Raw genomic sequence first — 16128 nt, forward strand, 5'->3', positions numbered from 1 at the left:
CGTCCTCTGAAAAAGGGTTCGCATTATAACGTTTCCGTCCGTTTTCCGCCTTCGCCGCCGTCCAACAGCAGGAAAATACCCAGCGCGAACGCCGCCAACAGCAATGTCAGCACCATCGCCCGCGCGTAATTGTCCGCACCCGCGCGTCCCAAATAGGCATAAATCAAAGTCGTCAACGTCTGCCATTCCGGACGCGACAGGAACAATGTCGCCGCAAATTCGCCCACGCAGGTTGCCGCCGCCAAGGTCAGACCGCGCCGCAACGCCAGTTTCAAAAGGGGGAACGTGATGCGGTATGCCGTCTGAAAGCCGTTTGCGCCCAAACCTGCCGCCGCCCTGCCGTAATCCGGCGGCAGTGCGTCCCAGGCCGATAAAACATCTTTTGCCACAAACGGATACGCCAGCAGCGCATACATCGCCAGCAGCAACGGCAACGAAGCCGTCCACCCCGGATAAAGCAGCAGCACGCCCGCCGAAACACAAACCGGCGACACCATAAACGGCAAAAACACCAGCCCGCGCATCCACGCCGACCGCCGCGCCGCCGCCGCATACACCACACCCAAAACCGCCGCCGCAAACACCGCCGCCGCCGAGAAGCGCAAAGTATTCCACACCGCCTGCCACGTTTCACTTTCCATTAACACACGCCACGATTCGCCGGCCGACCACGCTTTCACCACAATTGCCGACAAAGGAAACAGGCAGCACACGGACAACACCGCCGCCGAAAATGCCAGCAGCACATATTCCCCGACCGATTGCGGCGGCGACGGCATCACGGGGGCAACCGCCTTATCCGAAACCGCGCGCCTGCCGAACCACGCATACAGCAACCCTGCCGCCGCCGTTACCCCCAACACCAGCCACACCAGTGCCGAAGCCCCCGCCATATCGAGTTCGAACATAACCAACTGGTAAATTTCCACTTCGACCGTGGCATAACGGCTGCCGCCCAACAGCAATGCCAGCCCGAACCCGGAAAAACAATACAGGAAGACAAGGCACACGCCGCCGGCAAGCCACGGGCGCAAAACGGGCATTTCAATGTCCCAAAACCGCCGCCACGCCCCCGCGCCCAATGTCCGTGCCGTCTGAAGCCGTGCCGCAGGCACTTGAACAAACCCCTGATATGCCGCCCTAACCAACACAGGAAGGTTAAAAAACACATTGCCGTACAACAACAGATACGGCGTATCCTGCCAGCCGCGCCACAACAGGCCGTCCGCCCCGAACAGAGCCAGCACGCCCACGCCCGCCACCAACGTGGGCATCACAAACGGCAGCATCAGCAGGCGCAGCACGAAAGTCCGCCCCGGGAACGCCAGCCGCGCCAGCACCCACGCCACCGGCACGCCCAAAGGCAGCACCAGCACACAGGTTGCCGCCGCCTGAAATACCGTCCACGCCAAACGTTTGAGCATATAAGCATCCGACAGCACCGTGCCCCACGCCAAACCGTCATATGCCGCCATCGCCCACAAAGGCGCAAGCACCATCGCGGTCAAAAAAAACAGGGGCGGCAGCGTAACCAATCCGACAACCGCCCAACGCCGCATATCCATCCGTTTTCCCATTTCAAAACATAATGGCTGGATTGTACCCAAAGCCGATCAAAAATGACTGCACAATTTTATCCGTCCGCAGTCAAACCGCCGCCAACCGCCGGAATTCAGAGTCAAACACCGGCGCGGGTGCGTAACAAAGCAGCCGAAACCGGTACGCCGAACCGGAAAACATATTCAAACCCGAAACAAAATGCCGTCTGAAACCCTTTCAGACGGCATTTCTGTCAAACGCCGGACGCACTCAATCCAAACTCAACAGCAGGTTGCGAAACGCGTTCGGGTCTTTGATAAACGTCATCTCGCCCTCCTGCGGAAAATGAAAATCCAACAGGCGCGACACCCAAAAACGGATGCAGCCGGCACGTTGGGCGGTCGGGAAATACGCCTTTTCTTCGGCACTCAAGGGGCGCACGCCCTCATAACCGCCGATAAACGCCTTTTTCAACGCCTCATCCAACTTATTGTCCGCCGTCCTTGCCCAATCGTTGACCGCAATCGCCAAGTCATACATAAAATTGCCCCGGCAGGCATAATAAAAATCGATGAAGCCCGATACCTGACCGCCGTCAAGCAACACATTATCTTTAAACAAATCGGCGTGGATGATGCCCGAAGGCAGATGGTTGCCGAGATTGTCCTTCAGTGCATTGATTTCGGAACACAGCAGCGCGGCATCGTCTTGCGGCAGCACGGGCAGCAGCCGGGCGCACGCCTCCGTCCACCACGCATCGTAACGCGGGTTTTCCATTTCCAAAGGGAAATCGGCGGCGGCAAGGTGCATTTTTGCCAACATCGCGCCGGTATGGAAACACTGCTCCGCCGTCGGCAGCGCGGTATCCGAACCTTTCAGGCAGGCAACCAAACAAGCCGGCTTGCCCGCCAAAACGGAATCAAGCCGGCCGTCTTTGCGCGCAACCGGCGCGGCAACCGCCACGCCCTTCATACTCAAATGCCGGTTAAGCTCCAGAAAAAACGGCAGCTCTTCCTGTTTCAACACTTCAAACACGGTCAGCACATAACGTCCCGAAGTCGTCGTCAGAAAATAATTGCTGTTGGTAATCCCCTGCGCGATGCCCTGCAGGGAAACAAATTCTCCCAAATCGTAATCATCCAAAAAGCCGCGCATTTCATCATCGGAAACACTGGTATAAACAGACATATCCATTCACCCGTTCAAAACAATCAAACCCGCCGTCAGAACGCCGGACGGCAGGCAAACATATAATTCACATCGGTCGAATCGCACAGGGCATAAGTTTGCGACAACACGTGGTAAGTCATACCCTTGGTTTCCACCACGTCCAAACCCGCCTGACGGCACATCCGCGCCAAATCGGCAGGCGCGATAAATTTTTTCCAGTCGTGCGTGCCTTTGGGGACAAACTTCAACAGATATTCCGCCGCCACAATCAGATGCAGGTACGATTTCGGGTTTTTATTGATGGTGGAAAAAAACACCATACCGTCCGGTTTGACCAGCTTGGCGCAAGCACACACGATGGCGGCGGGATCGGGGACGTGTTCCATCATTTCCATGCACGTTACCGCATCAAAAGAATGCGGTTCCGCCCCGGCAAGGTCTTCCACGCGGATACATTCGTATTCGATATCGGCGACATTGTTCAAAGCCGCGTGCAGGCGGGCGGTTTCCAGAGACTGCTCCGCCATATCGATGCCTTTGACAAACGCCGCGCCGCGCCGCGCCATACTTTCCGCCAAAATCCCGCCGCCACAGCCCACGTCCAAAACCCGTTTGCCGCGCAAATCCGCGTGTCCGTCGATATAATCCAGCCGCAGCGGATTGATGTCGTGCAAGGTTTTGAACTCGCCCGATTTGTCCCACCATTTGTCGGCAATCCGGCTGAATTTGGCGATTTCCCCCTCATCGACATTATATTCTTTGTCGGACATTTTCCCTCCCATCTGACGAACCGCCCCACTCAAAAACCCAAGATTATACTATGGAACGCGATGCCGTCTGAAAGCCTTTTCGGGCGGCGCGGCGCAAATACCTTACAAACCCTTACACTTTACGGCATAATGGCGGCACGCTTTTTTTGGCAGAAAGACAAAATATGCCCAACAAAACCCCTTCCCTGTTCGGCGGCGCGATGATTATCGCCGGTACGGTCATCGGCGCCGGTATGCTCGCCAACCCGACCGCCACCTCCGGCGTATGGTTTGCCGGCTCGCTGATTGTGCTGCTCTACACCTGGTTTTCTATGCTATCCAGCGGCCTGATGATTTTGGAAGTCAACACCCACTACCCCCACGGCGCAAGTTTCGACACGATGGTCAAAGACCTGCTCGGACGCGGCTGGAACATCATCAACGGCATCGCCGTCGCCTTCGTCCTATACCTGCTCACCTACGCCTACATCTTCGTCGGCGGCGATTTGACCGCCAAAGGCTTAGGCAACGCCTTGGGCGGCAATGTTTCGCTCACCGTCGGACAACTCGTCTTCTTCGGCATCCTCGCCTTTTGCGTGTGGGCATCCGCACGCTTGGTCGACCGCTTCACCGGCATCCTTATCGGCGGTATGGTATTGACCTTTATTTGGGCAACCGGCGGGCTGATTGCCGATGCCAAACCGTCCGTCCTGTTCGACACCCAAGCACCGGCCGGCACAAACTACTGGATTTACGCCGCCACCGCCCTGCCCGTCTGCCTCGCCTCCTTCGGCTTCCACGGCAACGTCTCCAGCCTGCTCAAATACTTTAAAGGCGACGCGCCCAAAGTGGCTAAATCCATCTGGACGGGCACATTGGTCGCGCTCGTGATTTACGTCCTCTGGCAAACCGCCATCCAAGGCAACCTGCCGCGCAACGAGTTCGCCCCCGTCATCGCCGCCGAAGGGCAAGTCTCCGTCCTGATTGAAACTCTGTCCAAATTCGCCCAAACCGGCAATATGGATAAAATATTGTCCCTGTTTTCCTATATGGCGATCGCCACCTCGTTTTTAGGCGTAACGCTCGGACTCTTCGACTACATCGCCGACATCTTCAAATGGAACGACAGCATCTCCGGCCGCACCAAAACCGCCGCGCTGACCTTCCTGCCGCCCCTGATTTCCTGCCTGCTCTTCCCCACCGGCTTCGTTACCGCCATCGGCTACGTCGGCCTGGCGGCAACCGTCTGGACAGGCATCATCCCCGCTATGCTGCTCTACCGTTCGCGCCAAAAATTCGGCGCGGGCAAAACCTATAAAGTTTACGGCGGCTTGTGGCTGATGGTTTGGGTCTTCCTTTTCGGCATCGCCAACATCGCCGCACAGGTATTGAGCCAAATGGAACTCGTCCCCGTATTTAAAGGATAAAAGGCAAAATGCCGTCTGAAGCCCGCCGGCGGCTTCAGACGGCATTGCCGCAACAAACGGCAACCGTGTTCCGGCACACAGCGCATTACCCTACCCCCTCACGCACAAATCCCGCCCCGTCAGGCGCGGGACGCAACCATAAAGGAACAATGATGAAGCTCAAAATAGACATTGCAACCAACAACTTCAAACACGGCGGCGGCACGGAACGCTACACATTGGATTTGGTAAACGGTCTGAACAGGCAAAACATCACACCGGCCGTTTATGCGACGAAATTTGATCACAGCATTCCCGAATACGCCCTAATCGAACCCCATCTTGTCGATCAACGCCGGACGCTGAAAAAACTGCGCTCGTTCCTCTTTTCAAGCCGGCTCGCTCAAACCAGAAAAAACAGTGCCGCCAAACTGGTTGCCTGCCACCACGCCGATTACGCCGACCTCTTCATCTGCGGCGGCACGCACTTGGGCTACCTGCACCATATGGCGCAAAAACCGAACCTGCTCGACCGCCTCGCCATACGCCGCAACCGCAGCAACTACGCCACCGCCAAACTGATTATGGCGCATTCCCATATGATGCGGCGCGAACTGGTCGGACTGTACGGCGTTTCCCCCGAAAAAATCCAAGTCGCCCCCCCCCGCAGATACGGAACGCTTCTTCCCCCAATCCGGAGAAACTGCCGCCCTGCGCGCCAAATACGGTTTTGCCGACCATGAAACCGTTTTCCTATTCCCATCGACCGGCCACACGCGCAAAGGCTTGGAACTGCTCGCCGACTTTTTCGAACACACCGGTCTGCCCGTCAAGCTCGCCGTTGCCGGTTCACCGCTTCCCCGCACTATGAAAAACGTCGTCGGACTGGGCTTCTGCACCGATATGCCCGAACTCTACCGCGCCGCCGACTTTACCATTATGGCTTCCCTGTACGAACCCTTCGGGCTGGTCGGCGTCGAATCCGTCCTATGCGGCACACGCGTCGTCCTCTCCGACAATATGGCGTGCACAGAAGTCATGAACGAAGAAGCCGGCTTCTTTTTCTCACGCCAAAACCCGGAAACCCTGGCGCAAGCCGTTGCCCAAGCCGTCAGCCTTAAAAAACAGGGCGGACACCGCCTGTCCGACCCGATGCGGGCACTGAACTACAACCCGGCTTTAGACAAACACATCGGGCTGATTCTTGAAATGCTTGCCGCCTGACCGCGTCCCCAAACGGCATTGCCGCGCAACTTCCGCGCCGAGACTTTTGCAGCGGAAAATACGTCCGGCGGCAAATCCGCCGTTGCAGGAACAGGCAGGAAAACATCGGCAACCGCCCCCGCAACGCCGTACCCGCGCATTGCAAGCGGTTGCCGGCACAGGCGCGTTATCGCGCGGCACAGGCGCATTACTGCCGATATTTCAGTATAATGCCACCCCCGACACGCCCCAAACCCAAAGGAAACGCGATGAAACTCATTATTCTCGACCGCGACGGCGTCATCAACCAAGATCGAGACGACTTCGTCAAATCCGCCGACGAGTGGATACCTGTCGAAGGCAGCATGGATGCGGTGGCATTCCTGACGCAGGCAGGCTGCACCGTCGCCGTCGCCACCAACCAATCCGGCATCGGGCGCAAATATTTCACCGTTCAAGACCTCACCGAAATGCACGCCAAAATGCACCGCCTCGTCCGTCAGGCGGGCGGCGAAATCAACGGCATCTGGTTTTGCCCGCACACCGATGCCGACGGCTGCAACTGCCGCAAGCCCAAACCGGGTATGGTCGAAGACATCATCGGACGCTTCAACGCCCAAGCCTCGGAAACCTGGCTGGTCGGCGACAGCCTGCGCGATTTGCAGGCAATCGATGCCGTCGGCGGAAAACCCGCGCTGGTTCTGACCGGGAAAGGCAAAAAAACGCTCTCCCAACACGGACACGAATTGCCCGAACACACACAGGTTTTCGACAGCCTGCTTGATTTTTCGCAATACATTATGCGGGAAAACGCCGCGCCGGACGCTGTCTGAACGCGCTGCCCGCCCCGACAAGGCAAAACCATGCTCATCATCCGCAATCTGGCTTACTGGCTGATACTCGCTTCCAGCCTGATTTTTTTGTTCCCCTTTATGCTGCTTGCCTCGCCTTTCCGGGACGGGGCGCACAAGATGGCGCGTGTCTGGGTCAAAATCCTCAACCTCTCGCTCAAACACATCGTCGGGCTCAAATACCGCATCATCGGCGCGGAAAACATCCCCGGCCGCCCCTCCGTCATCTGCGCCAAACACCAAAGCGGCTGGGAAACGCTCGCGCTCCAAGAGATTTTTCCGCCGCAGGTGTTCGTCGCCAAACGTGAGTTGTTCAAAATCCCCTTTTTCGGCTGGGGCTTGAAATTGGTCAAAACCATAGGCATAGACCGCAACAACCGCCGCGAGGCCAACGAACGGCTGATGAAGCAGGGCTTGGCGCGCAAAAACGAAGGCTATTGGATCACCATCTTCCCCGAAGGCACGCGCCTTGCGCCCGGAAAGCGCGGCAAATACAAGCTCGGCGGCGCGCGTATGGCGAAAATGTTTGAGATGGACATCGTCCCCGTCGCCCTCAACAGCGGCGAATTTTGGCCGAAAAACTCCTTTCTGAAATATCCGGGCGAAATCACCGTCGTCATCTGTCCGCCCGTCCCGCACGCAAGCGGCAGCGAAGCCGAATTGATGGAAAAATGCGAACGCCTCATCGAAACGCAGCAGCCGCTCATTTCCGGCGCAGGCCCGTTTGCCGCCAAAATGCCGTCTGAAACCGTATGACCTCCCTGATCCACACCCTTTCAGACGGCATAGAACTGACCATAGAAGTCAAACGCCGTGCCAAGAAAAACCTGATTATCCGCCCTATCGGCACACATACCGTCAGTATCAGCGTCCCACCGCACCTGTCCGCCGCCGCCCTCAACCGCTGGCTGTCCGAAAACGAAGCCGTCCTGCGGCGGACACTGGCGAAAACACCGCCGCACAATACGGCAAACCGGCTGCCCGAACATATCTGGTTCCACGGCAGGCAGCTTGCCCTCACCGCCCATCAGGACGCGCAAATCCTGCTGATGCCGTCTGAAATCCGCGTTCCCGAAGACACGCACGACAAACAGCTTGCGCTGCTGCGGGACTTTTTGGAACGGCAGGCGCACAGTTACCTGATTCCCCGCCTCGAACGCCACGCCCGCGCCACGCAACTATTCCCCGCCGCCGCCTCGCTGACCTCCGCCAAAACCTTCTGGGGCGTGTGCCGCAAAACCACAGGCATACGCCTCAACCGGCGGCTGGTCGGCGCACCGGAATACGTTGCCGACTATGTCTGCATACACGAACTCTGCCACCTCGCCCACCCCGACCACAGCCGCGCATTCTGGGCGCTGACCCGCCGCTTCGCCCCCTACGCGGACGAAGCGAAACAGTGGCTCAAAGCGCACGGCAGGGAACTTTTCGCCTTGGGCTGACGCTGCCCGGGCAGACATCCGCCAATTCAGGCTTCCGCCCAAACGGACATCCGGAAGGCAGCATCACAGCCGGCGGCACATACCGCTGCCGCCGCTTTCAGACGGTATTTTTTGCGTTTTTCGGGATGGAAGGTGAAGTGAAACGCTGTCAAACCGATAAATTTCTGCACCGACAGGTCTAGATTCCCGCCTTCGCGGGAATGACGGCATATCGTCCGAAGCAGGGTGTTTTGCATTTGATAAAAATGCCGTCTGAAGGCTTCAGACGGCATTTCTGCGGCAACCGGATTATCTCCAGACCAAAAGCGCGTGGTTGCGTTTGCCGCGCCGGATGATAGTATATTTGCCGAAACGTTTGTGTTCTTCGGTCAGCAGGCAGGCGTCATCGGGGCGTTCGGCGGCGTGGTTGGGGTTGTTGGCTTCGGCAGGTTTGCCGTTGAGCAGAACCGCTTTGGCGTTGACAAAGCCGCGCGCTTCTTTATTGGAGGATGCCAAGCCGGTTTTGACCAAGGCTTCAACGACATTGATGCCGTCTGAAACTTCAAATGCGGGCAGGCCGTCGAGGGCAAGTTGCTCGAAGTCGCTTTCGGTAAGCCGGCTTTGGTCTTCGGCAAACAGGCTTTCGGAAATGCGTTGCGCGGCGGCAAGGGCTTCTTCGCCGTGAATCAGGCGGGTCATTTCTTCGGCGAGGATGCGTTGCGCTTCGGGCTTGCTGCCGCTTGCCTTGTCTTTGGCTTCGACGGCATCGATTTCTTCAACCGACAGGAAGGTAAAGTATTTCAGGAATTTATACACATCGGCATCGGCCACTTTCAGCCAGAATTGGTAGAACTGGTACGGCGAGGTTTTTTTCGCGTTCAACCACACCGCGCCGCCTTCGGTTTTGCCGAATTTGGTGCCGTCTGATTTGGTAACCAAAGGCAGGGTCAGTCCGAACACTTGTTTTTGGTGCAGGCGGCGGGTCAGGTCGATGCCGGCGGTGATGTTGCCCCATTGGTCGGAGCCGCCGATTTCCAAAACCGCGCCGTGGCGTTTGTTCAACTCGGCGAAGTCGTAACCTTGCAGCAGGGAATAAGCGAACTCGGTGAAGGAAATGCCTGCGCCGTCGCGGTCGATGCGCTGTTTGACGGATTCTTTGTTCAGCATGGCGTTGACGGAGAAATGCTTGCCGATGTCGCGCAGGAAGTCGAGACAGTTCATTTTGCCGAACCAGTCGGCGTTGTTCGCCATAATGGCGGCGTTTCCGCCTTCAAAGCTCAAGAAAGGGGTTAATTGGCTGCGGATGCTTTCCACCCAGCCGGCAACGGTTTCGGCGGAATTCAAGCTGCGTTCGGCGGCTTTGAAGCTGGGGTCGCCGATCATACCGGTCGCGCCGCCCACCAAAGCAATCGGCGTATGCCCCGCCTGTTGGAAGCGGCGCAATGCCAATACGGGCAGCAGGTGTCCGATGTGCAGGCTGTCGGCGGTCGGATCGAAACCGCAGTAAAGGGCGATTTTTTGTTCGTTTAACAAAGCGTCTAAGGCTTCGATGTCGGTAGTTTGCGCGATAAGGCCGCGCGATTGCAGGTCTTGGATGACGCTCATCGGTCTCTTTCAAAAAAAATTAGCGTTTTTGCAAACCGCCGATTGTAACAAATTTAAGCGAATCAATGGTTATGGCGCGTATCGAGAAACCGTTGTTTTTCGGAAAAACGCTTTGCCAATTCCGTGCCGCCGTAAGGGTTGATGTGGTCTTTGTCCGAGTAAACCGGCAATCCGCCGATTTGAAAATCTGCGGGGATATAGGCGGCGGCATCAATAATATAGACGTTGGGGTATTTGGCTGCCAATTCCCTGATGCGTGCATTGGCTTTCAGGGTGCTTTCGTCGTCCGGGCGCAGGGTTTGGCGGTAGCCCGGTATGCGTGAAGACAAGATATAGGCGCGCTGGACGTTGTAAGACGAGGCAAGGTTGTCCGCCATCAGGTAAACGGCTTGTTTTTCGGATGAGAGTTTGTGCAGCATACGGTCGAATTTTTGGAAAAAACCGGCATCGTAGGCAAGGGAGCGGCTGTTTTCGGGCATCTGGCTGCCCCAGCGCATCGCCAAAACCACTTTTGAATACCGGGGCAGGTGTTCTTCGGCATAGCGGTAAACGGCGCGGCAGGCGGCCCAGTTTTGGAACACTCGGGACGCGTAGCCTTCCACATAGGCGCAAGCGTCGGCGGAAACCATTGTGGCGGACCATTTTTCTTTTTTGCCCACGGCATCGAAGAATGTTTTGTAATGGTCGGCGTGGGAATCGCCCAAAACCAGCAGTTCCGGCTGTTTTTCCGTATCCCCCCATAGGCATTGTCTGACGGTATTGTTGTGGCAGGAGGTGTTGGAACGCGTCAGCCCCAAGCGGTCGTATTGCGCCATAAACGGCAGCCTCATCGCAAAAAACGAGCCCGCGCCCAAAATGAGCATAGGCAAGGCATAAATCCATAAAACGGATTGCGCGAACGAACCTTGCCATTTTTTAAACGGCTTTTCGATGCAGTGGTAAGAAATCAGGGAAAGCAGCAATATCAGGACGACAGCCGCCGCCGGCGAATAAGGCGGCAGGTTGTCCGGGCCGATATAGCGCATAAAGGCCAATATCGGCCAATGCCACAGATAAAGCGAGTAGGAAATCAAACCGGCGGCAACGGTGATTTTCGATTGGAAAAATTTTTTAAGCGGGTGTTCGTAATGGTTGAAATAAATCAGCGCGGCAACAGCCAGACAGGGAATCAACGCGGCGGGCCCCGGGAAATAGGCGGTTTGTTCCGAATAGGAAAACAGGCAGGTTGACAATATGCACACGGCGAACAATGCGCCGGCGGCGGCACAGCGTCTGCCGATAGCAGGTTGCCGCTGTTGCCGGCAGCGCATCCACACGGCGGTCAGCGATCCTATCAGTAATTCGCAGGCGCGCAGGTGGGGCAGGTAATATTTATCGAGCGCGGAAGGTATAAAGGAAGCGGCAAGGCTTAACGCGCACAGTGCGGCGAGGAAGCCGGCTTGGACGCGCAGGCTTTTGCGGGCGACAAGCAGCAGCAATATCGGAAAGACAAAGTAAAATTGTTCTTCGACCGACAAAGACCAAATGTGCAGCAAGGGCTTTTCTTCCTGCGCGGGATCGAAATAATCCTTCCCCCTTGCAAAATACAGGTTGGAGGCGAAACCCAAGGCTGTCAGCGCGGATTTCCATAAAAGAAAGAAATCATCTTTGGTGAATAAAAAGAAGCCGCCTGTCAGCGTTGCCGCCAATACGGCGAAAAATGCGGGCAGAATCCGCTTGATGCGGCGGATATAAAATGCCTTCAGGGAAAACCTCCCCCCCCCCCCCGACATTTCGCGGTGAAGAATCATCGTCATCAAAAAGCCTGAAATCACGAAAAATATATCGACACCGAGAAACCCACCCGGCAGCCAATTTTTTTCGATATGGAACACGATGACGGACAAGACGGCGGCGGCGCGCAATGTGTCGATGTCCGGACGATAGGGTAAGGCTTGGCTCATAATGTTTTTGCTTTCATCGCGGCGGCGCAAATGCCGTCTGAAAGGTCATTTTGTACGGGATATTCGGAATGCCGGACGGCTTTTTGCAACAGCGGGGCAGGCGGTTTGTTTTGCAGGAATCGGGGAGGGCAAATCGGAAATGCGGGCGGGATTTTATTTTGATGCGGCTGCATTCCGGCGGTATGGAAACGCCGAAAACCACCAAAACCGGCTTCAGACGGCATTTCCGGCAAAGCCGTCTGAAAACCTGCCGCATTTGGGTTACACGTTAAACAAAAAGTGCATCACATCCCCATCCTGCACGACGTATTCCTTGCCTTCCACACGCATTTTGCCGGCTTCTTTGGCTTTGGCTTCGCCGCCGAGCGAGACAAAATCATCGTAGGCAATCACTTGGGCGCGGATGAAGCCGCGTTCAAAATCCGTATGAATCACGCCGGCGGCTTGCGGGGCGGTGTCGCCTTTGTGTATCGTCCAAGCGCGGACTTCTTTCACGCCGGCGGTAAAGTAGGTTTGCAGCCCCAAAAGGTCGTAGCCGGCACGGATCAGGCGGTTCAGGCCCGGTTCTTCCAAGCCCATTTCGGCGAGGAACTCGGCTTTTTCGTCGTCTTCCAATTCGGCGATTTCGCTTTCCATTGCGGCGCAAACGGCGACGACGGGGGCGTTTTCTTTTGCCGCCAATTCTTTCAGGAGGTCGAGGTGCGGATTGTTTTCAAAACCGTCTTCGGCGACGTTGCCCACATACATCGCCGGTTTGGCGGTCAGCAGGAACAGCGGTTTGAGCATCGCGCGTTCTTCCGCGTCCAAACCGAAGGAACGCACGGGTTTGCCTTCGTCCAGATGCGGCAGCAGTTTTTTGCACAAATCGACCAGCTTTTGCGCGTCTTTGTCGCCTGAACGGGCGCGTTTTTCTTCGCGGACGATGGCTTTTTCGACGCTGGCGAGGTCGGCAAGGGCCAACTCTGTACCGATGGTTTCGATGTCGGCAATCGGATCGACGCGGCCTGCAACGTGGACGATATTGTCGTCGTCAAAGCAGCGCACGACATTCACAATCGCGTCGGTTTCGCGGATGTTGGCAAGGAACTGGTTGCCCAAGCCCTCGCCTTTGCTCGCGCCCGCGACCAAACCGGCGATATCGACGAATTCGACGATGGCGGGCTGCATTTTTTGCGGATTAACGATTTTCGCCAGCTCCGCCATACGCGGGTCGGGGACTTCGACGATGCCGACGTTGGGTTCGATGGTACAGAAAGGATAGTTTGCCGCTTCGATACCCGATTGGGTCAACGCGTTAAAGAGGGTGGATTTGCCGACGTTGGGCAAACCGACGATGCCGCATTTCAAACTCATGTTTTTTCCTGAAAATAGAGAAATTTAACGGCGGATTATAGCATATCTGCCGTTAAAAATACCTGTTTGCGCGGTATGCCGTCTGAAGCGCGGTTTCGGGTTTGCCGTCGGCAGGCTATCGCGGCGGTCGGGATTTTTTATGTCGAATATCGTTATAATGTTTACACATTCACTTCGCAAACCGAAACCTCCCGCAAGAAGCCCTATATGATTATCCGCCCCATCCGCCGCTTTCAGATTCTGTATATTTTGCAGGGTTCGTTTTTTTCAAAACTATGGAAGCCGCTGCTGGCTTTGTTTGTGTTTTCGACCGTGGTTGCCTATTACCAGAGCCATTTGTTGAAATACCATATTCCGCTCAATACGTCGGTGTTTACGCTGTTGGGGATTGCGCTGGCGATTTTCCACGGCTTTTGTAATGCGTCCGCCTATGACCGTTTTTGGGAAGGACGAAAACAGTGGGGCAATCTGCTGCACGTGAGCCGTTCGTTTTGCCGAAAAATCCTGACGCTGCCGAATGTGCCCGATGCTGTGCGTACGGAAATGCTGGCTTTGAGCATTACATTTGCCCACTGCCTGCGCCACCAGTTGCGCCGCGAAAGTCCGCAGAAAGACATCTGCCGCACCGCGCCCGAGAAATGGAAAAACCGTCTGCTCGCGTCCGACTACCCTGCCATGACCTGCTGCCAGATTTTGGGCGAATACAATGCCGCGCTGCTTTCAGACGGCATAATCGATACGATTTGCTGGCACGCGTTTGAAGACACGTTTGCCAAAATGTCGGAAATCCAAGCCGCCTGCGAGCGCATCAACAATACGCCGATTCCGTTTGCCTACTTTGTGCTGATGCACCGTACGGTGCACGGCTATTGTTTCCTGCTGCCTTTCGGGCTGGTCAACGCCATCGGCTGGGTGACACCGTTTATGGCGACTTTTGTCGGCTATACGTTTATGTGTCTGAACGAAATTGTCGATGAAATCGGCGAGCCTTTCGGCAAAAACGAAAACGATTTGTCGCTGACACAAATCTGCCAAACCATCGAAACGCAACTTTGTACGCTGTCGGGGCTGACGTTGCCGCCGTCAAGCGAAACCGCGCGTCCGTCGCCCTGTATCGTCCAATAAGAAAATACCGTCTGAAGAGCTTCAAACGGCATTTTTTCAGCGTGAATATAGAAACGGTATCAGAACAAGCCGTGAATCACGCCGTCTGCGTCCACATCGATTTTCTCGGCGGCCGGAACTTTCGGCAGACCCGGCATTTTCATCATATTGCCGCACAGTGCGACGATGAAGCCTGCGCCGGCGGATACGGTGATGCCGCGCACGGTAATGCGGAAGCCTTCGGGGCAGCCCAAGAGTTTGGCGTTGTCGCTCAGGGAATATTGGGTTTTCGCCATACAGACCGGCATTTTATCCAAGCCCAGTTTTTCCAGCGAGGCGATTTCGGCAGACGCTTCCGCGCTGAAATCGACATCTTCCGCGCCGTATACTTTTTGGGCAATCGCACGGATTTTGTCTTTAATGCCCAACCCGACATCGTAGGCGAAACCGAAGTTATTGGTTTGATTTTCGATGGCGTTGACGACTTTGTGCGCCAAATCCGCGCCGCCCGCACCGCCTTTGCCCCACACTTCGGTCAGGGAAACTTCAACGCCGTGTTCCGCGCAGGCTTTTTCAATCATTGCCAACTCGGCATCGGAGTCGGACACGAAGCGGTTGATGGCGACGACGACGGGCAGGCCGAATACGTTTTTCAGGTTGGAAATGTGTTTCAAAAGATTGGGCAGACCTTTTGCCAAAGCGTCTAAATTTTCTTCGCCGAGGTTGGCACGCTCCACGCCGCCGTTGTATTTCAAAGCGCGAACCGTAGCGACGACGACAGCCGCATCGGGTTTCAAACCGGCAAGGCGGCATTTGATGTCGCAGAATTTTTCCGCGCCCAAATCCGCGCCGAAGCCTGCTTCGGTTACGGCGTAGTCGGCAAGGTGTTTCGCCAGTCGGGTGGCGGTAACGGAGTTGCAGCCGTGGGCGATGTTGGCGAAGGGGCCGCCGTGTACAAATGCCGGAGTACCTTCAATGGTTTGCACCAAGTTGGGCTTAATCGCATCTTTAAGCAATGCCGCCATTGCGCCGTGTGCCTTCAAATCTTTGGCGTAAACGGGGCTGCCGTCTTTGGCGTAGGCGACAAGGATGTTACCCAAACGCTCTTTCAAATCGCCGATGTCTTTGGCAAGGCAGAATACCGCCATCACTTCGGAGGCAACGGTAATGTCGAAACCGTCGGGACGCATCACGCCGTCAACAGGTTTGCCCATACCGTCGATAATGTTGCGCAACTGGCGGTCGTTCATATCGACCACGCGCCGCCACAGCACGCGTTTCGGATCGATGTTCAACTCGTTGCCTTGGTAGATGTGGTTGTCGAGCATCGCGGCAAGCAGATTATTTGCCGCACCGATGGCGTGAAAATCGCCGGTAAAGTGCAGATTAATGTCTTCCATCGGCAAAACTTGCGCGTAGCCGCCGCCTGCCGCACCGCCTTTCACGCCGAACACCGGCCCCAGAGAAGGTTCGCGCAGGGCAATCACGGCATCTTTGCCGATGTGGCGCAATGCGTCCGCCAAGCCGATGGTAACAGTCGTTTTGCCCTCGCCGGCAGGAGTCGGGTTAATCGCGGTTACCAAAATCAATTTACCTTGTTTTTGCGGCAGCTTGAACGCTTCGGCAGGATTGATTTTGGCTTTGTAATGGCCGTAGGGTTCGATATTGTCCACGTTCAAACCCAGCTTGGCGGCAATTTCGCCAATCGGGCGCATAGTGGAGGATTGGGCGATTTCGGCATCGGTTTTGAAGCTCATGATTTTCCTTTAGAAATGAGGAGGGAC

Annotated in this window: 16 protein-coding genes; 7 read left to right on the forward strand and 9 right to left on the reverse strand. The window is 56.1% G+C overall.

Features of this window, described 5'->3' with window-relative positions:
- Positions 1-23: 23 nt before the first annotated feature.
- The 3 genes from FGL10_RS07450 to ubiG all read right to left on the reverse strand — a co-directional run bounded on the left by FGL10_RS07450 (position 24) and on the right by ubiG (position 3491).
- Entirely contained in the window at positions 24-1565 is a 1542-nt protein-coding gene (locus FGL10_RS07450; RefSeq protein WP_036470274.1) for an ABC transporter permease, read from the reverse strand.
- Positions 1566-1809: 244 nt separating this feature from the next.
- On the reverse strand, positions 1810-2727 hold the full coding sequence (gene thrB, locus FGL10_RS07455; protein WP_036470286.1) for a homoserine kinase: 918 nt from the start codon (positions 2725-2727) through the stop codon (positions 1810-1812).
- A gap of 35 nt (positions 2728-2762) precedes the next feature.
- Entirely contained in the window at positions 2763-3491 is a 729-nt protein-coding gene (gene ubiG / locus FGL10_RS07460; RefSeq protein WP_003710869.1) for a bifunctional 2-polyprenyl-6-hydroxyphenol methylase/3-demethylubiquinol 3-O-methyltransferase UbiG, read from the reverse strand.
- 152 nt (positions 3492-3643) lie between these two features.
- On the opposite strand from ubiG, the gene FGL10_RS07465 reads away from it, so the two are divergent.
- From FGL10_RS07465 to FGL10_RS07485, 6 genes are all read left to right on the forward strand, one after another.
- On the forward strand, positions 3644-4885 hold the full coding sequence (locus FGL10_RS07465) for an aromatic amino acid transporter (protein WP_003710866.1): 1242 nt from the start codon (positions 3644-3646) through the stop codon (positions 4883-4885).
- A 152-nt stretch (positions 4886-5037) separates the two neighbouring features.
- On the forward strand, positions 5038-5607 hold the full coding sequence (locus FGL10_RS12600) for a glycosyltransferase family 4 protein (protein ID WP_232043757.1): 570 nt from the start codon (positions 5038-5040) through the stop codon (positions 5605-5607).
- Positions 5576-6088 (forward strand): glycosyltransferase, encoded by a 513-nt coding sequence (locus FGL10_RS12605; protein WP_230455351.1) that lies wholly within the window; start codon positions 5576-5578, stop codon positions 6086-6088. Before FGL10_RS12600 ends, FGL10_RS12605 begins: the two co-directional genes overlap by 32 nt.
- Before the next feature lie 248 nt (positions 6089-6336).
- The gene (gene gmhB, locus FGL10_RS07475; protein WP_003710857.1) at positions 6337-6900 is read left to right on the forward strand and encodes a D-glycero-beta-D-manno-heptose 1,7-bisphosphate 7-phosphatase; all 564 of its coding nucleotides are present in this window, start codon (positions 6337-6339) and stop codon (positions 6898-6900) included.
- Positions 6901-6930: 30 nt separating this feature from the next.
- Entirely contained in the window at positions 6931-7674 is a 744-nt protein-coding gene (locus FGL10_RS07480) for a lysophospholipid acyltransferase family protein (protein ID WP_003710855.1), read from the forward strand.
- On the forward strand, positions 7671-8360 hold the full coding sequence (locus FGL10_RS07485; RefSeq protein WP_003710853.1) for a M48 family metallopeptidase: 690 nt from the start codon (positions 7671-7673) through the stop codon (positions 8358-8360). The genes FGL10_RS07480 and FGL10_RS07485 overlap by 4 nt, the downstream gene beginning before the upstream one ends.
- Before the next feature lie 26 nt (positions 8361-8386).
- Here FGL10_RS07485 and FGL10_RS07490 read toward each other — a convergent pair whose 3' ends face one another.
- From FGL10_RS07490 to ychF, 5 genes are all read right to left on the reverse strand, one after another.
- The gene (locus FGL10_RS07490; protein ID WP_003710851.1) at positions 8387-8632 is read right to left on the reverse strand and encodes a hypothetical protein; all 246 of its coding nucleotides are present in this window, start codon (positions 8630-8632) and stop codon (positions 8387-8389) included.
- 16 nt (positions 8633-8648) lie between these two features.
- A complete protein-coding gene (gene tyrS, locus FGL10_RS07495; protein ID WP_003710849.1) occupies positions 8649-9944 on the reverse strand; it encodes a tyrosine--tRNA ligase in 1296 nt (431 codons plus the stop codon).
- Between the two features lie 62 nt (positions 9945-10006).
- Positions 10007-11887 (reverse strand): acyltransferase family protein, encoded by a 1881-nt coding sequence (locus FGL10_RS07500; protein WP_138251444.1) that lies wholly within the window; start codon positions 11885-11887, stop codon positions 10007-10009.
- Complete coding sequence (locus FGL10_RS07505; protein WP_228372562.1) at positions 11884-12111, reverse strand: hypothetical protein; 228 nt, start codon at positions 12109-12111, stop codon at positions 11884-11886. The genes FGL10_RS07500 and FGL10_RS07505 overlap by 4 nt, the downstream gene beginning before the upstream one ends.
- A 37-nt stretch (positions 12112-12148) precedes the next feature.
- The gene (gene ychF, locus FGL10_RS07510) at positions 12149-13240 is read right to left on the reverse strand and encodes a redox-regulated ATPase YchF (protein WP_003710843.1); all 1092 of its coding nucleotides are present in this window, start codon (positions 13238-13240) and stop codon (positions 12149-12151) included.
- 75 nt (positions 13241-13315) lie between these two features.
- Between ychF and FGL10_RS07515 the strand changes: the two genes are divergently transcribed.
- Entirely contained in the window at positions 13316-14365 is a 1050-nt protein-coding gene (locus tag FGL10_RS07515; RefSeq protein ID WP_003710840.1) for a bestrophin family protein, read from the forward strand.
- Positions 14366-14424: 59 nt separating this feature from the next.
- On the opposite strand, the gene FGL10_RS07520 is transcribed toward FGL10_RS07515, so the two are convergent.
- Complete coding sequence (locus tag FGL10_RS07520) at positions 14425-16101, reverse strand: formate--tetrahydrofolate ligase (RefSeq protein WP_003710837.1); 1677 nt, start codon at positions 16099-16101, stop codon at positions 14425-14427.
- Between the last annotated feature and the right edge of the window lie 27 nt (positions 16102-16128).

The sequence above is a fragment of the Neisseria lactamica genome (genome assembly GCF_901482445.1).
GTDB lineage: Bacteria > Pseudomonadota > Gammaproteobacteria > Burkholderiales > Neisseriaceae > Neisseria > Neisseria lactamica.